Annotated in this window: 18 protein-coding genes; 10 read left to right on the top strand and 8 right to left on the bottom strand. The window is 33.8% G+C overall.

Annotation, left to right across the window (positions count from 1 at the left end; translation table 11 throughout):
• Position 1: 1 nt before the first annotated feature.
• The 3 genes from ML436_00995 to ML436_00985 all read right to left on the bottom strand — a co-directional run bounded on the left by ML436_00995 (position 2) and on the right by ML436_00985 (position 3,823).
• Entirely contained in the window at positions 2-469 is a 468-nt protein-coding gene (locus tag ML436_00995) for a PTS sugar transporter subunit IIA (GenBank protein UMT78364.1), read from the bottom strand.
• Positions 454-2,550: a BglG family transcription antiterminator gene (locus ML436_00990; protein ID UMT78363.1), complete on the bottom strand. Its 2,097-nt coding sequence runs from the start codon at positions 2,548-2,550 to the stop codon at positions 454-456. Before ML436_00990 ends, ML436_00995 begins: the two co-directional genes overlap by 16 nt.
• A gap of 337 nt (positions 2,551-2,887) precedes the next feature.
• The gene (locus ML436_00985; protein ID UMT78362.1) at positions 2,888-3,823 is read right to left on the bottom strand and encodes a nucleoside hydrolase; all 936 of its coding nucleotides are present in this window, start codon (positions 3,821-3,823) and stop codon (positions 2,888-2,890) included.
• A 370-nt stretch (positions 3,824-4,193) separates the two neighbouring features.
• Here ML436_00985 and ptsG point away from each other — a divergent pair, with 370 nt between their 5' ends.
• The gene (gene ptsG, locus ML436_00980; GenBank protein ID UMT78361.1) at positions 4,194-5,723 is read left to right on the top strand and encodes a glucose-specific PTS transporter subunit IIBC; all 1,530 of its coding nucleotides are present in this window, start codon (positions 4,194-4,196) and stop codon (positions 5,721-5,723) included.
• Between the two features lie 311 nt (positions 5,724-6,034).
• On the opposite strand, the gene ML436_00975 is transcribed toward ptsG, so the two are convergent.
• On the bottom strand, positions 6,035-6,988 hold the full coding sequence (locus ML436_00975; GenBank protein ID UMT78360.1) for an L-lactate dehydrogenase: 954 nt from the start codon (positions 6,986-6,988) through the stop codon (positions 6,035-6,037).
• A 564-nt stretch (positions 6,989-7,552) separates the two neighbouring features.
• On the opposite strand from ML436_00975, the gene ML436_00970 reads away from it, so the two are divergent.
• The 4 genes from ML436_00970 to ML436_00955 all read left to right on the top strand — a co-directional run bounded on the left by ML436_00970 (position 7,553) and on the right by ML436_00955 (position 11,173).
• Positions 7,553-8,698: an FAD-binding oxidoreductase gene (locus ML436_00970; protein UMT78359.1), complete on the top strand. Its 1,146-nt coding sequence runs from the start codon at positions 7,553-7,555 to the stop codon at positions 8,696-8,698.
• 25 nt (positions 8,699-8,723) lie between these two features.
• The gene (locus tag ML436_00965; GenBank protein ID UMT78358.1) at positions 8,724-8,897 is read left to right on the top strand and encodes a hypothetical protein; all 174 of its coding nucleotides are present in this window, start codon (positions 8,724-8,726) and stop codon (positions 8,895-8,897) included.
• Positions 8,898-9,140: 243 nt separating this feature from the next.
• A complete protein-coding gene (locus ML436_00960; protein UMT78357.1) occupies positions 9,141-9,497 on the top strand; it encodes a DUF488 domain-containing protein in 357 nt (118 codons plus the stop codon).
• A gap of 197 nt (positions 9,498-9,694) precedes the next feature.
• Complete coding sequence (locus tag ML436_00955) at positions 9,695-11,173, top strand: ABC transporter substrate-binding protein (protein UMT78356.1); 1,479 nt, start codon at positions 9,695-9,697, stop codon at positions 11,171-11,173.
• A 412-nt stretch (positions 11,174-11,585) separates the two neighbouring features.
• Here ML436_00955 and ML436_00950 read toward each other — a convergent pair whose 3' ends face one another.
• Together ML436_00950 and ML436_00945 are read right to left on the bottom strand one after the other, a co-directional pair.
• The gene (locus ML436_00950) at positions 11,586-12,488 is read right to left on the bottom strand and encodes an alpha/beta hydrolase (GenBank protein UMT78355.1); all 903 of its coding nucleotides are present in this window, start codon (positions 12,486-12,488) and stop codon (positions 11,586-11,588) included.
• Positions 12,489-12,500: 12 nt separating this feature from the next.
• Positions 12,501-13,145 (bottom strand): SDR family oxidoreductase, encoded by a 645-nt coding sequence (locus tag ML436_00945; protein UMT78354.1) that lies wholly within the window; start codon positions 13,143-13,145, stop codon positions 12,501-12,503.
• Between the two features lie 154 nt (positions 13,146-13,299).
• Between ML436_00945 and ML436_00940 the strand changes: the two genes are divergently transcribed.
• Positions 13,300-13,851 (top strand): TetR/AcrR family transcriptional regulator, encoded by a 552-nt coding sequence (locus ML436_00940; protein ID UMT78353.1) that lies wholly within the window; start codon positions 13,300-13,302, stop codon positions 13,849-13,851.
• 128 nt (positions 13,852-13,979) lie between these two features.
• Here the strand turns inward: ML436_00940 and ML436_00935 are convergent, their stop codons facing one another.
• A complete protein-coding gene (locus ML436_00935) occupies positions 13,980-15,164 on the bottom strand; it encodes a PrsW family intramembrane metalloprotease (protein ID UMT79461.1) in 1,185 nt (394 codons plus the stop codon).
• A 213-nt stretch (positions 15,165-15,377) separates the two neighbouring features.
• Positions 15,378-16,049, bottom strand: coding sequence for a type 1 glutamine amidotransferase (locus ML436_00930; protein UMT78352.1), 672 nt, complete (start codon positions 16,047-16,049; stop codon positions 15,378-15,380).
• A gap of 358 nt (positions 16,050-16,407) precedes the next feature.
• Here ML436_00930 and ML436_00925 point away from each other — a divergent pair, with 358 nt between their 5' ends.
• From ML436_00925 to ML436_00910, 4 genes are all read left to right on the top strand, one after another.
• On the top strand, positions 16,408-17,985 hold the full coding sequence (locus ML436_00925) for an acyl CoA:acetate/3-ketoacid CoA transferase (protein UMT78351.1): 1,578 nt from the start codon (positions 16,408-16,410) through the stop codon (positions 17,983-17,985).
• Positions 17,986-18,010: 25 nt separating this feature from the next.
• Positions 18,011-19,519: an acyl--CoA ligase gene (locus ML436_00920; protein UMT78350.1), complete on the top strand. Its 1,509-nt coding sequence runs from the start codon at positions 18,011-18,013 to the stop codon at positions 19,517-19,519.
• A gap of 101 nt (positions 19,520-19,620) precedes the next feature.
• Positions 19,621-20,832, top strand: coding sequence for an acyl-CoA dehydrogenase family protein (locus tag ML436_00915; GenBank protein UMT78349.1), 1,212 nt, complete (start codon positions 19,621-19,623; stop codon positions 20,830-20,832).
• A 187-nt stretch (positions 20,833-21,019) separates the two neighbouring features.
• A complete protein-coding gene (locus ML436_00910; protein ID UMT78348.1) occupies positions 21,020-23,281 on the top strand; it encodes a 3-hydroxyacyl-CoA dehydrogenase/enoyl-CoA hydratase family protein in 2,262 nt (753 codons plus the stop codon).
• The last annotated feature ends 1 nt before the right edge of the window (position 23,282 follow it).

The following is a 23,282-nucleotide window of genomic DNA, read 5'->3' as shown; positions in this document are numbered from 1 at the left end:
TTTAGTTATATTCCAAATATCCATTGATAATTGTTGCTAAAGCTGCTTGGTCTTTCGTTCGTAGAATCTGTTCTAGTTTTTCTTCACTTTGAAAAATCTGCATCAACTGCTGTAATAGCTTAAGTTGATCATCTACCTTGTCCATAGCTAACATAAAGACAATTTTCACATCAGTCTGTTGATCAAGTGTCCCCATTTCAACAAACGGTACTTCTTTTTCTAAAATAGCCACACCTATCGTCCTATTATTAATATGTTCGACATCTGTGTGTGGTATGGCTACCGAACAAAGATGTGTCGGTAATCCCGTCGCAAATTCTTTTTCTCTTTCAATGACTGCATCTTTAAACGTTGATTTTACAAAACCGTTTTGATACAACACATCTGACATTTGCGATAATACTGATTCTTTATCAGTTGCCGACAAATTGATGATTATATTCTCTTCATGGATTAATCGGTGTCCCATCCATTTCCCCTCGTTTCTTTATTTGAAAATGTATTTAAAATCTGATTCACATCATAATTTTTTCGACTACGAATAATTTGATTAATTGCATCTTGATTTTGTGCTAAATCTCTTAATTGTAGTAATGCTCTTAGATGCGTCACTTTATCAACAGCAGCAATTGGTACAATAATATGAATCGGCGTGCCATCTGACATGTATAATGGTTCTTGTAATACGAGCATACTCATCGCGGTTTTATGAACATAATATTCCGAATAAGCGTGTGGAATAGCGATATTTTGCATGATTACCATATAGGAATCATCGAACGCTTGTTGCATCTCATGAATATACTGTTCATCAATAAAATGATTTCTAACCAAAATGTCACTCGCTTTTGTAATTGCTTCATCAATATTATGGACTCGATGAGCTCGCACAATATGTCTTGCTGGTATTAAATCCACTAAATCTAATGTCTTACTTTGGGTAACAATAGAACCATTAATTGTTGAAATAGAATTGTAATTCGCAACAAAATCTTCAAGACCTTCACGCAGTTCACTTATGTCATTGACAGTTGTAGTTCGTTCAATCAACGCCATTAGCTTATTAATTTCTTTCTCAATATCTGCCGACTCTTTATTGATATACTTCATTACTTCTTTGCGTAATTTACGCTGTTCATTTTTGGATAATGCTACCTTTGTGATAAACAATTTTTTATGCGTTAATATGAACATTGGTGAAAAGACGATGTCATAATCCAGAGCGTAATTTTCAAATGTTCTAAGTGAAATTGCATCTAAAAAAATGATTTCTGGGAATAAACTTCGTAATTCATATAACATCATTTGTGATACCGATGTGCCTTGAGTACATACAATAATCGCCTTAATCTTTCCATCGAAATTTTCATCTTGACGTCTCAAGCTACCTCCGAACAACATTGTTAAATACGCAATTTCATTGTCTGGTAAAGATTTTCCGAAATATTCAGTTAATGATTGACATGATTGTTTCACCATATGAAATAACGATTTATAATTTCCTTGCAAAGGGTCTATCAATTCATCACGATCCGTCAGATTATATTTAATTCGATAAAAGGCGGGCGTTAAATGCAACAATAATTGATTCGAAAGTTTCTCCTTATCTTCGATATTGATAAACGTTATTTGCTCGAAATGACGAATCATTTGTTCAATAGCTTCGGTTAAATTCGACAAGTTATCAGATTCTTGCAAATCAGTCCATTGAACACTAGTTGATAACAGGTGCAATGTTAAATATAGTTTTTCCGCTTCTGGTACCCCTAGTTCGTCTTGCGTCATAATTTCTGTTGCTGCGTATTCCTTCGTATCCCTTAAATATCGATAATTAATATTTAACGGATTAATGACATGCCCACTTTTAATTCTTCTACGAATGACACATAGAACATATGGCAACGAACTCAATGATTTATCAATAAATTGGCTTTTCAAAAATTGTTCCACTTGTTTGATTTTGTCTTTTTGAAATGCGATATCTTCAAATGTAAGATTGAGCGCCTTCAAAACTTCACTTTTCGTAATATCATGGTCCAATCTCTGATCAATTAATTTAATGAAAAAACGTCGAATTTCAAATTCATCCCCTACTAATTCATATCCACGTTTACGAGAATATTTAAGTGCCAGTCCTTGGCTTTCAAGCAAATTTTTCACATGATTCAAATCGTGAATAATAGTGTTTTTACTAACTTGTAAATCAATCGCAAAATGATTAAGAGACATTGCATTTTCTTTGCTAAAAAGCATTAGCATTAAATAATATCGACGTGTTTCAATACTGAAAATCATCTGTTGTGCATTTGTACTTTGTTCATCTCTTAATTCTTGTTTAAATAACGTCATGATTTCAGAACTTACAATAAAATTCCCTCGGCTTGTTCGTTCAACCTTCGGATAACCTTCTTGCTCTAGCCATAGATTGATTTTTTGAATACGATAGCCTAATTGCCGTCTAGACAGTCCAAATATTGATTCAAGTTCTTTACCATGAATTGTAGGATTCAATACAATTTCTCTTAGTATTTGTTGATTATCCACGTTCATGTCCGATCCTCCTTTGAGCATCTGAGCTCAATTTATCATCAATCATCACATCGATGTACACACATTGAACACATATTTTTAAAATCAATTTGTACATCATTGTGATTTGTTGACAATATTTTAATTATAGCGGTATTTTTTTGTAATTTAATTCTTTTAAAATAAAGCAATTTAACTTTTTCCAAGTCTATTAACAGTGCATAGTTTGTTAAGCTATTTTCATTATTCAATGGCGTAGACTAAAGCAACACAAACTTCTTAAACAAGCAAAATAAAACCCCAAAACACATATAGAATGTGCCTCAGGGTCTAATTTACAAATATATTTAATTGACTATCAGTCGTATGTACGCAATTTTTCTTCCATTACGTTCCATACTTCTTCAACATTTACTGCCGTAGCAAAATAAGCATTGGCAGGCTTACCTGTAACATGATTTAAATCAACAGCCATTGTCCCGTATGTTAACGGACTTTGGTGTTCAATGTCGATATTGACATGTGTCATTGTAAAAAGATCTGGTCGTAATAAATACAGAATCGTACACGCATCATGAATTGGACCGCCATCCATATTAAAATGTTCTTTATACGTCGTCTTAAAGAATTCTAGTAGTTCTACAACGAACTGTGCTACAGGATTATTAATACGTTCAATGCGTTTTATTACTTCATTAGTTGCTAATACTTGATGCGTTACATCAAGACCAAACACATGGATTGGTATCCCACTTTCAAAAACACGCTTCGCTGCTTCAGCATCTACCCAAATATTGAATTCTGCTGTAGGCGTCCAATTACCAAAAGTGCCACCACCCATCAAAGTAATAGATTCAATGTGTTTAGCGATTCTTGGTTCACGAATCAATGCTGTTGCTATATTTGTAAGTGGTCCTGTTGCTACAATTGTGACAGGTACATCACTTGCCAATACTTTATTAATAATGACATCTGATGCTGACATTTCAATTGCTTGACGTGAAGGTGTAGAAGGTAGTTTCGGACCATCTAAGCCAGATTCTCCATGTATTTCAGACGCAAAGGCCGCCGGTTTAATCAATGGCCTATCTGCACCTTTGGCTACTTCTATATCTTGACGCCCCATAATATCTAATACGTTCAATGCGTTGGTCGTATTCTTTTCAACTGCTTGATTTCCCGCTACAGTCGTTACTGCCAATATATCTAACGGACTATCATTTGCGCCTGCTAAAATAAGTGCTATCGCATCATCATGTCCTGGGTCACAATCCATAATAATTTTTTTCTTCATATAAATTTCCGCCTTTCTTAAGTTGTCGTCGAAGTGCTTATGTAAATTTATTTATATTAGTTACGTATGATTACCTTGAAAAGTTGCCATACTAATATTCAAACTCGTGATTATATCGTAGCGGTATTGTTTTCAATTGTAAGTTTTTTTATCAAGTAATTTATATAATGGTTCATCAACACGCTTTTTAAAATTGTATACATTAACATTCCAATCTTTTCAAAATTACCTTTCACAACAATATAAATGCTGATTTATATGATTGTTACATGATTCAAACAATTTTTATGAAAAATATTTTCATACACAGAATATACATTGATATTAAATTTCTCAAAAGCTATATTGAGATTAATTAGGAGGGATGTTAATGAAATCTTTATTTGAAAAAGCACAGCAGTTTGGCAAATCATTTATGCTACCTATCGCAATCTTGCCAGCTGCAGGTCTATTGTTGGGTATCGGTGGTGCATTAAGTAATCCTAACACCGTGAAAGCGTACCCTATCTTAGATATTACCTTATTACAAAATATTTTTACATTAATGTCAGCTGCAGGAAGTATCGTTTTTCAAAATTTGCCCGTCATCTTTGCGATTGGTGTTGCAATTGGCTTATCTAGAAGTGATAAAGGTACAGCTGGTTTAGCTGCACTACTTGGATTTTTAATTATGAATGCGACGATGAATGGTCTATTAACAATTACAGGAACATTAGCGAAAGATCAACTCGCACAAAGTGGCCAAGGAATGGTACTAGGTATACAAACTGTTGAAACAGGTGTTTTCGGTGGGATTATTACAGGTATAATGACCGCATTACTTCATAATAAATATCATAAGGTGACCTTACCACCTTACTTAGGCTTTTTTGGTGGTTCTCGATTTGTCCCTATTGTCACTGCCTTTGCTGCAATTTTTTTAGGCGTCTTCATGTTCTTTATTTGGCCAACAATTCAAGCAGGTATTTATCATGTTGGTGGTTTTGTAACAAAAACAGGTGCCATTGGTACATTTGTATATGGTTTTATTTTAAGATTGTTAGGTCCCCTTGGTTTACACCATATTTTTTACTTACCTTTTTGGCAAACAGCGCTTGGGGGTACGTTAGAAGTGAAAGGACATTTGGTTCAAGGTACACAGAATATATTTTTCGCACAACTTGGTGATCCATATGTAACTAAATATTATTCAGGTGTTTCTAGATTTATGTCCGGTCGATTTATTACAATGATGTTTGGCTTATGTGGTGCTGCACTTGCTATTTATCATACCGCTAAGCCTGAAAATAAAAAGGTGGTTGGTGGTTTAATGCTATCTGCTGCACTAACATCATTTTTAACAGGTATTACTGAACCTTTGGAATTTAGTTTCCTATTTGTCGCACCAATTCTTTATGTGATTCATGCCTTTTTTGATGGTTTAGCATTTATGTTAGCCGATATCTTCAATATTACAATTGGTCAAACATTCAGTGGTGGCTTTATCGACTTCTTACTCTTTGGCGTGTTACAAGGCAATAGTAAAACAAACTATTTATATGTGATACCTATTGGCATTGTGTGGTTCTGCTTGTACTATATCGTCTTCCGTTTCTTAATCACGAAGTTTAATTTTAAAACGCCAGGTCGAGAAGATAAAGAATTGCAACAGCAAGTTGAGGCAACTGAAAGAGCACAAACTATTGTAGCTGGTTTAGGTGGAAAAGATAACATTGAAATCGTTGATTGCTGTGCTACACGATTACGTGTCACACTCCAACATAACGATTATGTTGATAAAGAAATGCTAGAAAGTACTGGTGCTAAAGGTGTCATTCAACAAGGTAGCGGCGTTCAGGTCATCTACGGTCCACATGTAACAGTTATTAAAAATGAAATTGAAGAATTACTCGGAGATTAATTTTAAGCATAAAATGAACATAAATTAAAGCAGCGATCCATAAATTCCATGTATATTTGAAAATTGGTTTCGTTGCTTTTATTATCGTATATATTGCAAATAAGATCCTAACAGGACTATCAATTTGACTTTCATATTCTGTATTAATTAAATCGAACTGGTAGAGGCATTTTTTATTTTTTGCATATTTGATTTTTGTTTTGAAAATAAAATAAGGACTATCTGATATATCTCTATATCAAATAGTCCTTTATACAATTTTTTGGGTAAGGTTTTACAATTTTTGGAATGGTATGGTTTTTAAATTAAAGTTATTTTAGTTCTTCGGCTTCAGCCATTATATCTTTTAATGTTTTAGCTGAATGCGCAAATTTACTACGTTCTTCGTCGTTTAATGGGATTTCAACGACATTACGAATACCGTTTCTATTGATGACTGCTGGAACACCAATATAAACATCTTCTTCTTCGTATTCGCCTTCTAATAATGCTGATACAGTCAATACGGCATCTTCATTTCTGAAAATCGCTTCAGTAATTCTAGCTAATCCCATCGCAACACCATAATAAGTGGCACCTTTAGCTTGAATGATGTCATATGCTGCATCACGTGTTTGAACAAAAATTTGCTCAATTTGTTCTTTGCCTTCTGGGCGTTCTTCAAGTAATTCCTTTAAAGGTTGACCTGCAATATTAGCGTGTGACCATACTGGTAATTCAGTATCACCATGTTCACCAATAATTTGAGCATCGACGCTACGTGGCGCAACATCAAATGCTTCACTTAATAATAATCTAAAGCGTGCAGAGTCTAAAATTGTACCTGAACCTATAACGCGCTCTTTAGGTAATCCAGAGAACTTCCATGTTGCATACGCTAATATATCAACTGGATTTGTAGCTACCAAGAAAATACCATCAAACTTAGATGCCATAACTTCACCAACGATTGATTTGAATATTTTCAAATTTTTAGATACTAAGTCTAAACGTGTTTCTCCAGGTTTTTGTGCAGCACCAGCACAAATTACAACTAAATCAGCATCATGACAATCGCTGTACTCGCCAGCTTTTACACGTACTGTTGTAGGAGAGTATGGTGTGGCATGTTTTAAGTCCATAACGTCTCCTCGAACTTTTTCAGTGTCTAAGTCAATGATTACTAATTCATCGACAATGCTTTGGTTTACTAATGAAAATGCATAGCTTGAACCTACTGCACCATTACCTATTAATACAACTTTGTTCCCTTTAAATTTGTTCATTACAAAAACTCCCTTATGATTAGTTCACTAAAACACCACTTACACTAGAAAGCATTTTAGTTATTAATTACTGCTTAATGATGATACAAAAGCAAATAAACATCTCTTTGATTTTCAACGCATAACTTAAAAGGTCATGTGTCTTACACTTTTAAGTTTGTGATTTATTTCACATATAAAATGTAACATGCATAAATCGATTGGTCAACGATTTATTGTGATTTATTTCACATTTTATTTTAATTTTTACACCTTTTTTATTTGTATCCGTTTACATTGTAAATTTTATTTGTTCCTTTGACTAAATTACATTCACATATCGATTAACAGCAATTAATTCTACTTTCACCAACAAATTCTTTTGCAAATCCCAAATAAATGAGTTCAATCGTTAAAGTTCGAATAAATTATTGTACACAATCCCTCTCGTTCTAACATAAAAAAATTAAAAACGTCATACAATTATCAAATTTGCCAATTTATTTATATTTTCCAAAACCAATCAATTGAATATTAATTTTTTTAGTAGAATAATCAAATTACACAGATTAAAGGAGGAGTATCATGCTTACAGAACAAGAGAAAGACATTATCAAACAAACGGTTCCTTTGCTTAAAGAGAAAGGTACTGAAATTACATCAATCTTTTATCCAAAAATGTTTAAAGCTCACCCTGAACTTTTAAACATGTTTAATCAAACAAACCAAAAAAGAGGCATGCAATCTTCAGCACTAGCACAAGCTGTGATGGCCGCAGCTGTTAACATAGACAACTTAAGTGTTATTAAACCAGTCATTATGCCAGTTGCATATAAACACTGCGCGTTACAAGTTTACGCTGAACATTATCCAATCGTGGGGGAAAATTTATTAAAAGCAATTCAAGATGTTACTGGATTAGAAGAAAATGATCCTGTCATTCAAGCTTGGGCAAAAGCATACGGTGTTATAGCAGATGTGTTTATCCAAATTGAAAAAGACATTTATGATCAGATGATGTGGATTGGTTTCAAACCGTTCAAAATCACTAACATTAAGCAAGAATCTGCAGACATTAAATCATTTACTGTTGAAACTGATGCATATGACTTTAGTAAATTTACACCAGGCCAATACATCACAGTTGATGTTTCTAGTGACAAACTTCCATATAGAGCTAAACGTCACTATTCTATCGTATCAGGTGATAAAAACCATTTAACTTTTGGCGTTAAACGTGATGTCACAACAGAACATGAAGGCGAAGTTTCTACAATTTTACATGACGAAATTAAAGAAGGCGATATGATTAATTTAGCTGCACCAGTAGGTGGATTCGTATTAGAAAATACGACTGTACCACAACTATTCTTAGGATCTGGTATTGGTGTAACACCTTTAGTTGCAATGTTTGAAGCTGCTAGTGCGAAAGGTATAGATACACAGATGGTTCAAGTTGCTGAAAATGAAGAACACTTACCATTTAAAGACAACTTCGACAGTATCGCGCGTCATCATGGCAATGCTAACGTATATACACATTTAAAAGATGAACAAGGCTATATTGGTGCTGAAGAATTAAAAGTATTTTTAGAGAATAAACCTGAAATTTATATCTGTGGTGGTACAAAATTCTTACAATCTATGATTGAAGCACTTAAGTCTTTAAATTACGATATGAATCGCGTCCATTATGAAACATTTATTCCAAGATTAAGTGTTGCAGTCTAATTAAGGAAAGAGGTTTAGTGTCGATATGAAACTTAACCAACGATACATTAAAGTATTTGCATTATATTTCACAAGCATTATTACTGCAAATATCATCGTTAAAAACAACAATTTAATTAAAACATTGGTGCAAACAATTACTGGCTATACTGTCTTCGCCATTGGTTTAAAGTATTTAACTAAACGTAAAAATAAATAACACGTATGTAAAACGAGGTCTGGACAAAAGCGTTTAGGATTTGAGCAGAACCGAACGATGAGCAAAATTGTTTTCGAAATTTTGTCGAATCGTGAGAGTTTCTGCCGAAAATCCTGCTTTTGGGACGCCGTTAATCGGTTTCCCAGAGCACAAAAACTCTATGCGTCAACCTCGTTTTTAATTTTAAGGCATTTTTAGGATGAAGGAATGCGCATTGAATTTCACAAAAAAGGAGTTTACAAAATGACCATAGATATCGCCCGAATTTACGATCACAAAGAACAGACTGATGCCATTCGTGTATTAGTTGATAGAGTATGGCCTAGAGGTATGTCGAAAAGTACTGCGAATATTGATTATTGGTTAAAAGACGTCGCCCCTTCTACTGAGTTGAGAAAATGGTTCCATCATGACCCAAGACTTTTTGGTGCTTTTAAAGAAAAGTATAAAAAAGAGTTGCGTGATAATGATGCTCAAAATGCTGCTTTCAAAGAATTAAAAGGTCTTGTTGAAAAACATAATCATATTCTATTGTTATATGCCGCCAAAGATATTGAACATAACCAAGCTGTTATACTTCAGCAGTTACTCAATACTTAAGCATATGTGTATGGCATAAATCACTATACATGCCGTTAACTTCATTTCTAATATTCGATTTTTTTAAAATATAATTACTAAGGTTAATAGTATTTTTAAAATTACTAAACTTAAGCAATATTTTACTTTATACAAACAAAGTTCTAAAATAATGTTTGCTGGGTTTAAATTAGTAATTAGAAAGAGAGTGTTATGAAATGAAGTTTAAAAGTCTTGCGACAATTATCGCAGCAGCAACTTTAGTATTATCAGGATGTGGTTCAACACATTCATCTGGCAAAGGTTTAAATATCTCGTTACCTTTAAAAACGAAGTCCATTGCGCCTTATGAAACAGATGTACCTGTTAAAATTGGTGCTGCAGAGTCCTTATTCAAAACAAATGATCAAGGTAAAATCGAAAAAGTATTAGTAAAATCATATCATCAACCAAATGATACGACATTAGATTTAGAGTTAAAAGACAATATAAAATTTCAAAATGGACAAAAACTAACTGCTGAAAAAGTAAAATCAAGTCTGGAAAATAGCATGAAGAAAAGTGATTTAGTTATATTTTCATTACCTATATCATCTATTACTGCTAAAGGTCAAAAACTAACGATTAAAACGAAATCAGCTTATCCTGAACTTGTATCAGAATTAGCGAATCCATTTATGGCGATTTATGACACGGATGCAAAATCAGATGTGAATCAAACACCTGTTGGTACAGGACCATATGAAATAAAAGATTATAAACAATCACAAAAAATATCTTTAGCAAAATTTAAAGACTATTGGCAAGGTAAACCTAAATTAGATCATATTACTGTAACGTATCAAGAAGATGGTAATAATCGTGTCAGAAATTTAGAATCTAAAAAAGCCGATTTAATTACCGATGTACCTGTTAATAAAGTAGAAGATATTACGAGCGACAAGCATTTGAAAGTATCGAAAAAGTCTGGTTTTAGAACTTCTTTACTTATGTATAATCATACAAATAAAAAAATGACTAAGCCCGTTCGCGAAGCACTAGACAATATCATTGATAGACAAGGTATTGCAGACCATATTTATCAAGGTTATGCAAAACCTGCAACAAGTCCATTTAATGATAAAATACCTTACATTAAAGAGCCTAAATTGACCAAGCAAAATATTGATAAAGCTAAGGATTTATTAGCCAAAGAAGGTTATACGAAAAATCATCCATTAAAAATTAAATTAATCACTTATGATGGTCGTCCAGAATTATCTAAAATTGCACAAGTACTACAATCAGATGCTAAAAAGGCGAACATTGATATCGATATTAAAAGTGTCGATGACATTGAAGGTTATTTAAAAGACCGTACTGCATGGGATGCAACGATGTATAGTTTTGGGACAATCCCTCGCGGTGATACAGGTTATTACTTTAATCAAGCATATAAAAAAGATGGTGCCATTAATAAAGGAAACTATGATAATAGTAAAGTTGATGATTTAATTGATCAGTTGAATCATACCGTTAATGTTGATGAACGTCACAATATTTCTAATGACATTATCAAATTATCTAGCCAAGATGTGCCAAATAGTTACATCGCCTATAATGATCAAATTGTCGCTGCAAATTCTAACGTTAAAAATTATAAAGTTACTCCTGAAGGCATATATTTAATAGATTATCAAACAACGATTGAACGATAGACATCCTATACGACTCGCCTAAACCTTAAAAAGCCACACCATAGTCATTCGTAATGATTGTGATGTGGTTTACTTTATTTTTGTGATTGTATTACTTTTTTGTTTTAATACTTCAATAAAATTGAATATTACATACTTCCATGAAACATGTTCATTTTACATAAAATTAATTGTCACTAATTGTTTAACGTGAAACACTTTTTGAAAACCAATGTTCCATTTCTTTATCAAGATATTAATTTCCTGACCAACCCCATTTAGTTTGCGCCTCTCCTCTTTAAATTGATTATTAATCTTTTACTTTCACATTAACTATTTAATAATCTGTTCATTATAAAAAATAGCTAGTTTCGCTATAACACAAAACCAGCCATTTCTCATAAATAATATTATTTCAATCTCATAGGAAGTCCTATAAATATTGACCATAAAATGATTTCATTTTTTCAACCGCTTCTGTTACAAATGGTTCTTTGTCATACATATCGAAATGATTCGCACCTTCTACAATGTGGATATCTTTCGGTTCTAGTGCACGTTCATATGCATTTTCACTTTGCCATAATGTACCAGCTTCACTACCAGCGATAAACAACACAGGTTGTGTCAATAATTTATCTACTAAATCAAATGCAGTAAATTCAATGATACGATCGAAACTAATAAATGGAAATTGATTAATTGAGCGTTCATGTTGTGCTCTTGGCGTACGATAATATTCCCACCCATCTTTTGTTTCTTGATCCATATCTTCAGTAGGTTCTTCTGGAACGAAACCTACTAGCTTTTGTGGCGCACCATTTGCTTCTGCTTTTCTTTGTTCTGCAACTTGTTCTAATAAAGGATTAATGTCTTTTTCATCTTGATTACCCGTCCAACCTTTACGGAAGTTTTGACCGATGTCAGCAGCACTAATGCCTACTACAGCTTTAATACGTTTTTCAGTTTGCGCTGCTTTAATTGTATAGCCACCACCTGCACAAATACCAAGCGCACCAATACGACTATCATCAATAAAATCAAGTGAATTAAAGTAATCCACAGCAGCTCTTACATCTTCTACACGTGATGATGGATTTTCTAAATTATGTGGTTGTCCTTCACTTTCACCTTGATAACTTGCATCATAAGCCATCGTGACATAACCTAAAGTTGCTAGTCGTTCTGCATATAAACCAACTGTTTGTTCTTTCACGCCTCCTGCTGGATGATTAACGACAATAGCAGGATATTGATTATTTTCATCAAAATTTTCTGGGAAATACATATTAGCTACTACATTTAAGTTATTACTTTTAAAATTTACTTTTTCCATGTCAAAAACTCCTTATAACCAGTGTGGCTTATCGCCATCTGTATTTGGTTTATTTACGCCTAAACTTTCGTTAACGTGGATTGAAGGATTCTCAATGATTTCTAATCCTAATGCAGCAACACTTTTACGCGAAACTTCTGTGCCTTTAAAATCTTCGCCTTTAATTGTTGTTTCATATTCAATCTCATCGTTATTCGTCAACCATGCGGGACGTAATACTGTATAGTCTAAGCTTGATCCTTCAATAATTTCTGCTGCTTTCTTATATGGTGGAAGATATGGCCCAATATTCTCATTATTCCATTTGCCAAATGCGCCAGGCACCTCATCATATATACCTAATGCAGTTACAAAAATAAGTCGTTGCACATTTTTATTTTCCATTGCTGATACAATTGCATAAGCTTGTTCATCTATATTACCGGCTAAACTAGCGAATACAACATCAATTTGATCCAATGCATTTTCCAAGGCAGCTTCATCTGTTGCGTCTGCTTCAATTAGTGTTACGCGTTTTCCATCTTCTATATTCATCAATTTCGCTTTATTTCTTAAGTAAAGTGTTAAATGATGTTCTGTTTTATCTAATAATAAGTCAATTAACTCTTGAGAAATTTGACCACTTGCACCTATGATTAAAATATTTTTCTTTTCCAACTAACATCACCTCTTTTTATTACTCACTTGTGTTTTAAATAACAAGTGTTACACTAATATATACCTTCACCGATCATTTTTAAACTTAAAAGGTAGTGAAAAAAGACTTATTGCACAGGTACTTAATTTTCGAGCAATATTTAGGAGCTATATCATGGATAAACGTATTAAAAAAACACAACGGACATTGAAACAAACAATGATTACGTTGTTAAAAGAGCAACACATCGAAGACATCACAGTGACAGATATATGTGATAAATCTGAAATCGTTAGACGAACCTTTTACGCACATTTCAATGATAAATATGATTTAGTTGAACATATTATGAGCGATTATATTTCAGATTTTGTAGAGATATGTCATTTCAAGGAGCAAATAAATTTTAAACTTGGTAATATTAAGTGGTTTGAATATTTATATAACAATAAAGACATTTTCAGTGTTTTATTCAAAAGTTCAATTTCAGCACTATTCAGTAAAAAACTAGAGACTGTTATTTACAAACAACTTGAAAATAAAATTTCTGAAAGCGTCATTAATGAAGGTATAAGTAAATCAACATTATTATGTTTTTTAACTTCGGCTATACTAGGTGTTATGGTGAATTTTGCATTAAACGGTGATTCAGATTATCAAAATAAAGCTGATGAAACCTTATTACTATTAAAACCTTATTTGAAGGATGACATACTCAACTCGTAAGTATCATGCTTATAATTATGATGACATATAAATCTATATCATTTAATTTTACACTTCGTATTAAAATTTTTACGACGTACGAAAAAAGCTTATGTCGCTAAAACACATAGCAACATAAGCTTTAATTTTTACTCTTCTACTTTATTCTGTTGTTCTTTGAATTCTTTTTGTAGTGTATTAACTTGTTTCAACCCTGCACCCATTAAAATGAATACGAGTATCCATACGACTAAGATTAAAATGAATATTTTTAAAGTATCACTGCCAAGAATCGTTAATGATGTATCCCAAATGCCATGTAACCCAACAGCTGATAAAAAGAATATTAAAAATCGTTTATCTAAAATATCTTTAAACTCGAAACCATGTTGCTCTTTAGCAATAACAATAGCTGCTCCGACTATGGCTGACCACACTAAATGACCACCAATTGCAGTCCATGCACGTGTGAAGACAATATCCAATAACGGTACATTTTCACCTAGAGCAAAATTTAAAATATAACCTGCCGATTCAAAAACTGCAAACCCGGCACCTATGGAAGCACCGATTAATAAACCATTCAAAATTTTATTCGTTTTCAATTTATTGACAAAATAAACAATAATAAGTGCTTTACCTGTTTCTTCAACCAATCCAACTAAAAATGCATCGAAAAATGTTAACGAACCAAATCTTTCAAATTGATCACTGAACACGACAAATCTATATAACACCATTGTACTTAATAATGAAAATACGCCACCAATAAAGAACATGATGATGACTTCAAAAATGCTTATATTTTTAAATGCATTTGATTCATAGAAGAAGAATAAACCCGATAATGGTACTGTTAATGCACCAATAAAAATTAAACCAGGAATCGCATTTGTATTATTGAAAAATGCAGCCATGACCCATAATGCAATAAATGTCACTGTAAAGGCAACAAACACACGTGAAAAGAGCCAAGGTTTACCCCACTCTTCTGAAATATCACAAATAGCCGGCGTTGTTTTTACCGTTCCCGCGATAAATATTTCATCTGCTTCATTTTTAGTATGTGGCTTAAAAACTTCTGAAAACATATCTTTCAAATTAAGGTTTAAACTTTCATCATTACCTGCCAGTCTACCAATAGATTTCGTCGCATTATCAAACAAACTCCTTGCTTCGTGCTTTAAATCTGCATTCTGAGCTGTCTCATATGCTTTATCATCCATTTGTTTTTCTATAGATTTATTGTTATGTATATCCGCTGTCTGCTTAGTTTGTACACTTTGATGAACAGCTTTTTGTTTTGTTGTTGATGTCCCTTCTTCCTTTGTCATATCTTGATCTAAAATCGATTGCTCTTGTGTTGTTGTTTCTTTTTCTGTGTCTCTTCGATGATTAAGACCTTCCATAGACTTACCTACTCTCATTTTCATAATAAAACTATTTTAATTGAATATTGATGGATTTTCCATTATTTAATATAAATATTTTGTGCAATTGAACACATTCAAATTCGACATTTGTTAAATAAAAATTCATCCTAGTCATTACGCTTTTACTATAAAATCTAATATTTTGAAGATAGTTACTCTATTTTGTTCTGGTACCTTAAAGGATAAAATGTCATCCGCCGACTGTTGCAAAACAGAATTAGCAATATACTCATGATCATTTATAACAATTTCCCTAACATCATCTGGACCAGGTTCAAAATGAAACTGTAATCCAATTACATTATTTCCAATGATAAATCCTTGGTTTCTAATGTGATTCCCAGAAAATAGTAATGTCGCTTGTTCCGGTACCTGAAACATATCCTCATGCCAATGCAGCGCCATTAATTGACTTGGTATGTCGGAAATAATGTCAGACTCTAAATACACGTCGTCCCATCCCACTTCTTTTACGGGTGATTTCAAAACTTCATTTCCTAATGCTTTAGAAATTTGTTGTGCTCCAAAACAGGCACCATATATCGGTTTGTGCTTAGCCATCAATTCCAATATTAATTGCCTCTCATTTTTAATCCAAGGTATATTATCATCAGGACTCATTGGTCCTCCAAGAATGACTAACATATCTGTTTCATCGGCACGGGGCAACACACCTTTATAACAATATGGATGATAAATATAAACAGTATGACCTCTCTCTTTAGCCCACTCCCTAATATATCCTAAGCCTTCGTTCGGTGTATGTTGTAAAACATTTATTCTCATTACATCTTCGACTTCTTTACATACAAACCCATTCTTATAGTTACATTATACACCATAGAAACTTAATGATTCTTTTGATGCCATTTACTCCAATTGCTTATTTTATTTTGCACACACATTTTAAAATTAAATCAAATCAACTTTTTATGTTCCGAACAATATTTTCATTTAAACATTTTAATAACATTCAATCGATTCCAAACCCTTGATTTTACAATCATTACGCACTCTATAATTATGTCTATAATGTGACTGTTATCAGAATAAAAAGATATTTATAATTGCATTTAAACTTCTTTATGTTATATTTCTTGTAAGGGTTTACACAAAGTGTAAAAACGCTATATTTCCAGATGTGATGGAGGTGAATTTCTTGAAGCAAATCACATGGCACGATTTACAACATATCATTAAAGACGGTGATGTGATTGGTTTATCGGCTCTAGCTGTTGCCAATTTACCTGCCGAAGTTCTACGTGCTGTGTTAGCGCAACACGACAAATACCAGACGCCTAATGATTTAACCTTTATTTTAGCGAATGATATCCATAGTTTGGGCGTTGCACCCGATCTAGATGACTTTATTGAACGTGGCATGATTAAGCGTGTCATTATGAGTATTTTAACTGCTTCGTCAAAAACAGCACAAGCTATGAAAAACAATGACATTGAAGCATACTTCTTACCACAAGGTGTCATTGCTACTCATTATCGTCAAAGTAACCATCTTTTACCTGGTGTGCTTACAAAAATTGGTTTAAATACTGCTGTTGATCCCAGATATGGAGGAGGCAAAGTAAACGCGTATACTACAGAAGACTTAGTTTCTATAGTCAACATACGCGATGAAACATATTTGCATTACACATTCCCTAGCGTTGATGTGGCATTGCTGAGAGGAACCTATGCAGATAAGCAAGGTAATATATATTTAACACAAGAAGCATACTTGAGCGAATGTTATCATGTTGCTTTAAATACTAAGGCCAATCATGGCACCGTTATCGTACAAGTTAAAGCTATAGTTGATGACTATCAACTAAAACCAAATGATGTTATTATTCCTGGAAGTATTGTTGATTATGTATATGTTACCCAAGATGATCACAATCATCGTCAAGTAATTCAAAGTCATTATTTACCTGCATTGTCAGGTCAAGAACGTATTGATTGTATACCTGAACAACCGTTGCCATTTAATAATCGCAAACTTATTCTTAGACGTGCCGCTCAATTTTTAACATACGGCGATACGATTAGTATTGGCTATGGTATTAACAATGAGCTTTCAAATTTGCTTTATGAAGAACGTGTCGCACATGACGTACAACCAATTCTAGATGTCGGCATTTTTGGTGGATTTGTAGGAAGCCGTGAACGTTTTGGTATGAACTATAACGCAGATGTACGTATGCGTCATGATCAAGCTTGGGATTTTATCTATAACAATGGTGTATCTGTTGCTTATCTTAGCTTTGCAGAAGTAGATCAATATGGCAATGTCAATGTGTCCTACTTTAATGACCGATTAAATGGTTGTGGTGGTTTTATAGACATTACGCAATCTGTTAACAAAATTATTTTTTCAGGAACGTTCGTCGCAGGGAGCACAATATCATGTTATGAACATAAATTAGATATTGAAAACGAAGGTCATACTAAAAAATTTGTATCCGAAGTAAGCCATATAGACTTTAATGCACAGTACTCGCGGTCACTTAATCAAGAAGTATACTTTGTTACTGACCGTGCCGTATTCGAGCTAGTGGATAAAGGTTTAAAGCTAATTGAAATCGCACCAGGCCTTGATTTGCAAAAAGATATATTAAATCAAATGGCATTTGAACCATTGATTGCTGACAATTTAAAAATGATTGATAGTAGCATTTATCAAAAAAAGTGGGGACAACTTAGACAATCAATTCATAAAGTATGAAAGTGAAGCTAAAGGGGGTATACTAATGAATTTCGATTGGATTAAAACGCGTTCAGATTTCGATGATGACAAACCTGCTGTCATTGATCACGCAAAACAGACCTCTTGGACATACCAACAACTTAACGCCCGCGCTGATAATATGGCGCATTATTTAACTTCTCAAGGTGTTAAGAAAGGTGATGTCATAGGTGTTTTTGCTCCAAATGATATTGCAATATTAGATTTACTATTTTCTTGTTTTAAAACAGGTGCTGTATTTTTACCCATGAATTGGAGACTCAGTCCTAAAGAGATAGCAGCTATTGTGGAAGATGCACAACTAAAGCTTCTCTTTTATGCAGAAAAACACCTAAGTTCTTTAACAAACATTGATCAAAAGCTATTACACATGGATATCGATTCGCGTCAATATGATGAAATTGTAGATCCAAATCATCATCAACCTTTTCAAGCAACACCGGTCGAACCACAAGATCTTGCAGCGTTAATTTATACAAGTGGTACTACTGGATCACCTAAAGGCGTAATGTTCTCGTATGAATCATTTGTTCATAATGGTGCAAACTTAGAACTGACATATAAGTTTAATTCAAATTATATTACGATTGTATCTACACCTATGTTCCATGTTTTAGGATTTAATGATACAGTGTTGCCCGTTTTGATGTCAGGTGGCACATTGATTCTACAACGTTATTTTAATGGAGAAGAATTGAACGACATGATTGCACAGTACAAGCCTACTTTTATTATCATGATTCCAACGATGTATTATAGTACGCTACGAGCCTGTAATTTTAATCCTGATAATTTTAAAGCAATGGATTACATTATTCAAGGTGGTTCACAGCCATTACCAAGTATTCAAGCAGCATTTAAACAATATGGTATTAATATTATCAATGGTTATGGATTAACTGAAGCACCTCTAGTACTCGTTAATACACCGGAAAATTCGAAACGCAAACCGATGAGTATTGGTAAAGCAGTCATGTTTGTTGATGCACGAATTCTTGATGAAAATGGTCAAGAAGTCCCTACTGGCGACATCGGCGAGCTTGCTATTAAAGCGAAAAATGTAACACCTGGATATTGGAACAAACCTGAAGAAACTGCCAAATCGTTTCATGGTCGTTATTTATTAACAGGCGATCTAGCAAAAATGGATGAAGATGGCGATATTTTCATCATTGATCGTAAAAAAGAACTTATCATTACAGGTGGCGAAAATGTCTTACCATCTGAAGTTGAAAATGCTTTAGCTGAGCATCCACTAATTGATCGGTGTGTTGTCGTAGGCTATGATCATCCAAAATATGGTGAGTCAATAGCAGCAGCCATCATACTTCGCGAAGATGATCCTAACTATGCTGAAAAGTTAGATCAACATATGCGTAATCGTTTGGCTGGCTACAAAGTACCAAGAATGTATGTACCTGTGACACATATGCCGTTAAATAGTACACAAAAACCAGACAAACTTGCGATTCGACAAATGATGAATGACAAAGTATCAGAAACATTAAAGTAAAAAATTTTACGCTGTTTTGTAAGCGTTTACAAATATCTTCATTAAGGTTTGTATGTATGTGATTTCCATAAATATTCATATTATTTTTAGGAGGAATTTATATGACATTTGAAAAAGAAAAAGTCTTAAAATCATTATTCCCTGAAGATGTGCTTAGTATTGCTAAAGGTTTAACAGACGGTGAAGTTGAATTTTTACAACAAGTTGACAATTTACTTGAAAGTAAATATCGACCAGATATCAATCAACATTGGATAGACGCCACAGTACCTGAAGATTATTTTAAAGATTTAGGAGAATTAAATTACTTTAATAACCCATTACTTTATAAAGATAGACCAAATGCCAAAATGCCGAGTCAACTATTTCAATTTTTCATGTCTTATCTACTCGCTCGTTTTGACATTTCACTCGCAACCCTACTCGGTGTTCACCAAGGTTTGGGGCATAACACTTTCTTTTTCGGGGGTAGCAAAGAACAAATCGCGAAATATGTACCAAAATTACAGTCTCATGAATTGCGTACATGCTTTGCATTAACAGAACCTGAGCATGGCTCTGACGTTGCAGGAGGCTTAGAAACAGTCGCAGAACGTCAAGGTGACACTTGGGTTATTAATGGCGAAAAGAAATGGATTGGTGGTGCACATGTTTCTGACGTAATCCCTGTATTCGCTGTAAATAAGGAGACAGGCAAACCACATTGCTTTGTTGTCAGACCAGAGCAAGATGGTGTGGATATTGAAGTCATTGATAACAAAATTGCCCTTCGTATCGTACCTAACGCACTAATTAAATTAACTAATGTCAAAGTAGATGAAGCAGATCGCTTACAAAACATAACAAGCTTTAAAGACATTGCTAAAATCCTTTATTCAACACGAGCAGGTGTCGCATATATGGCTACGGGTGGTATGGCTGGTGCACTACGTGCCACATTAGATTATGTCACTGAGCGTAAGCAATTCGGCAAACCAATTAGTAAATATCAGTTAATACAAGAAAAGCTAGCAATGATGCAAGGTAATTTAGCTCAAGCAATGGCAACATGTGCTCAATTAGCTAACATGCAAGCACATGGTGAATATGATGAAGTTGCAACTTCTACAGCTAAAATGATGAATGCATTACGTTTACGCGAGACGGTAGCAATGGGACGAGGCATTACAGGTGGCAACGGTATTCTTGCCGATGATTATGATATTGCACGTTTCTTCTCCGATGCAGAAGCAATTTACACATACGAAGGTACTCATGAAATTAATGCATTAGTAATTGGACGTGCCTTAACTGGTGATTCTGCATTTGTTTAAGCTAATAAGGATTTTGCAAAATATTAGCGTATCACATAACTAGACAATTATTTTTAATATGATGCTTTCCTTAAATCAGAGGTTAAGATAGCTGACAAAGATACTTTTAATTCATTTTATGAAATAGTAAAACTGGCTCGAAATGCTTAGAAGTTATCTTATCCTCAACTAAATTGGAGGTATAACTATGACAATTAATAAAGTAACAGTTCTTGGTGCAGGTACGATGGGTGCACAACTTGCAGCACTTTTTGTAAATGCAGGTCTAAAAGTAAAATTATTAGATATTGTAGTCGACGAAAATAATCCAAATCTTATTGCAAAAAAATCGTATGATAAAATCGTAGACAAAAAACGACCACTTCTATTTGACTTAAATTTAGCAAGTAATTTAACATATGGTAATTTTAACGATGACTTAGCTAATGATGATGCTGACTTATATATCGAAGCAGTTAAAGAAGACATTGAAATCAAACATGCGGTATGGCAACAAGTCGCTCATCATGCTAAAGAAGATGCTTTATTTGCTACTAATACATCAGGCATACCAATTACAGCAATTGCAAAAGCATTTAACAACACGGATCAAGAACGATTCTTTGGACTACATTTCTTTAACCCACCACGCATTATGAAATTAGTAGAGCTAATACCTACATCATATACGAAACACTCTATCGTATCAGAGGTAAAATCTTTTGCGCAAAATGTATTAGGCAAAGGTGTCATCGTTGTTAATGATGTACCAGGATTTGTTGCAAATAGAGTCGGTACACAAACGATGAATGATATTATGTATCGCGCAGAAGAGCAAAATTTAAACATTATAGATGTGGATGCTTTAACTGGTCAAGCTATTGGTCGTCCTAAAACTGGCACATATGCCCTATCTGACCTAGTCGGATTAGATATTGCAGTATCTGTAATTAAAGGTATGCAACAAGTCCCTGAGGAAGCACCCTACTTCCACGATGTTAAAGTTGTAAATACATTGTTTGACAATGGTGCACTAGGTCGTAAAACGAAGCAAGGATTTTATAAAAAAGATAAAGATACTAAAGGACGTCTTGTTTACGATAAAGAAAAGCAAGATTATGTTCCTGTATCACATCCACAATCACCTATTTTAAATGAATTTAATAAAGATTTAGCGCATAACCTTGATGTCATTTTTAATGCACAAGATGAAGCAGGACAATTTTTATGGGAGACCTTACGTAATAACTTCTATTATTCTGCCATCAATGTACCTAAAGCTACCGATGACTTCCGTGACATTGACCGCGCACTTGTTTGGGGATTTAACTGGAAGCTTGGACCTTTCCAATTATGGGATGCGATGGGATTTGAACGTGTTAAATCGCGCATGGAAGATGAACTTGGCGACTTACCACAATGGATTAATGAATTAGACGGTAGCTTTTATAAACAGAATGAAACGATTGAATATGCAACACCTGTATCTCACTTTGTAAAAGATGAACTTTGGGATAAAGGTGATGCTAAACTTTCTGTAACTCACGACGATCAACTTTTACTAAAATTACAGAGTAAAAATAATGTCATTACCGATGAATTTAATGATGCTTTAGTTGAGGCGATTGATTTGCTGGAAAACAAACATTATACGAGTATGGTTATTTATGCTGATGGTAATAATTTCAGCGTAGGTGCTAACCTCTTCTTAATGAAAAAGGCGCATGAAGAAGGTCTTGTGGATGATGTCGTTGCACAATCAATTGATAAATTACATTATAGCTTTAATCGTTTGAAGTATAGCTTAAAGCCAATCGTCACAGCTGTACAAGGTCGTGCCCTAGGTGGTGGATGTGAGCTTGTACTTTACTCGCCTATCGTTGTAGCAGCAAGTGAAACGTATATTGGCCTTGTTGAAGCGGGCGTTGGTTTATTACCAAGTGGTGGTGGACTTGCAGAAATGGCAGATCGCATTTTACACACATCACATAAATTTGATGATAAACAAGCTTCAATGACTAAAGTACTGACAAACATCGCATTTGCAAAAGTATCTACTAATGCATTTGAGGCTCGCCGTTATGGCTATTTACGTGATACAGATACGATTATTTTCAACACAGCACAACGTGTCGAAGTTGCACTTAAACGCGCGAAATATGAGGCAGAAACAAACTATATACCTAAACCAAAATACAAATATATCGGTTTAGGAGAAAATTACAAAGTATTAATTGAAGGACAATTAGACGCGCAAAGACTAGGTCATTTTATTAGTAATTACGATTATCATATTGCCTTAGAAATTGCATATGTTTTATCTGGTGGCGAACTACTTCGTAACACATATATTAATCAACGCTATATCCAAAAATTAGAGAAAATCAGTTTTATTGAGTTACTAAAATCTAAAAAAACATACGACAGAATTAAGCATATGTTAGAAACTGGTAAGCCATTACGTAATTAAA

The organism is Staphylococcus roterodami (assembly GCA_022493055.1).
Classification (GTDB): Bacteria; Bacillota; Bacilli; order Staphylococcales; family Staphylococcaceae; genus Staphylococcus; species Staphylococcus singaporensis.
The sequence above is the reverse complement of the archived record's forward strand: the minus strand, read 5'-3'. Positions and strand labels throughout refer to the sequence as shown.

Excerpts from the sequence above, each read along its gene's own strand:
- ML436_00975 (UMT78360.1), bottom strand. The coding sequence starts at position 6,988 with ATGAACAAATTTAAAGGGAACAAAGTTGTATTAATAGGTAATGGTGCA.
- ML436_00910 (UMT78348.1), top strand. The coding sequence starts at position 21,020 with ATGACAATTAATAAAGTAACAGTTCTTGGTGCAGGTACGATGGGTGCA.
- ML436_00950 (UMT78355.1), bottom strand. The coding sequence starts at position 12,488 with ATGGAAAAAGTAAATTTTAAAAGTAATAACTTAAATGTAGTAGCTAAT.
- ML436_00970 (UMT78359.1), top strand. The coding sequence starts at position 7,553 with ATGCTTACAGAACAAGAGAAAGACATTATCAAACAAACGGTTCCTTTG.
- ML436_00920 (UMT78350.1), top strand. The coding sequence starts at position 18,011 with ATGAATTTCGATTGGATTAAAACGCGTTCAGATTTCGATGATGACAAA.
- ML436_00960 (UMT78357.1), top strand. The coding sequence starts at position 9,141 with ATGACCATAGATATCGCCCGAATTTACGATCACAAAGAACAGACTGAT.
- ML436_00985 (UMT78362.1), bottom strand. The coding sequence starts at position 3,823 with ATGAAGAAAAAAATTATTATGGATTGTGACCCAGGACATGATGATGCG.
- ML436_00955 (UMT78356.1), top strand. The coding sequence starts at position 9,695 with ATGAAGTTTAAAAGTCTTGCGACAATTATCGCAGCAGCAACTTTAGTA.
- ML436_00995 (UMT78364.1), bottom strand. The coding sequence starts at position 469 with ATGGGACACCGATTAATCCATGAAGAGAATATAATCATCAATTTGTCG.
- ML436_00990 (UMT78363.1), bottom strand. The coding sequence starts at position 2,550 with ATGAACGTGGATAATCAACAAATACTAAGAGAAATTGTATTGAATCCT.
- ptsG (UMT78361.1), top strand. The coding sequence starts at position 4,194 with ATGAAATCTTTATTTGAAAAAGCACAGCAGTTTGGCAAATCATTTATG.
- ML436_00925 (UMT78351.1), top strand. The coding sequence starts at position 16,408 with ATGGAGGTGAATTTCTTGAAGCAAATCACATGGCACGATTTACAACAT.
- ML436_00930 (UMT78352.1), bottom strand. The coding sequence starts at position 16,049 with ATGAGAATAAATGTTTTACAACATACACCGAACGAAGGCTTAGGATAT.
- ML436_00915 (UMT78349.1), top strand. The coding sequence starts at position 19,621 with ATGACATTTGAAAAAGAAAAAGTCTTAAAATCATTATTCCCTGAAGAT.
- ML436_00935 (UMT79461.1), bottom strand. The coding sequence starts at position 15,164 with ATGACAAAGGAAGAAGGGACATCAACAACAAAACAAAAAGCTGTTCAT.
- ML436_00940 (UMT78353.1), top strand. The coding sequence starts at position 13,300 with ATGGATAAACGTATTAAAAAAACACAACGGACATTGAAACAAACAATG.
- ML436_00965 (UMT78358.1), top strand. The coding sequence starts at position 8,724 with ATGAAACTTAACCAACGATACATTAAAGTATTTGCATTATATTTCACA.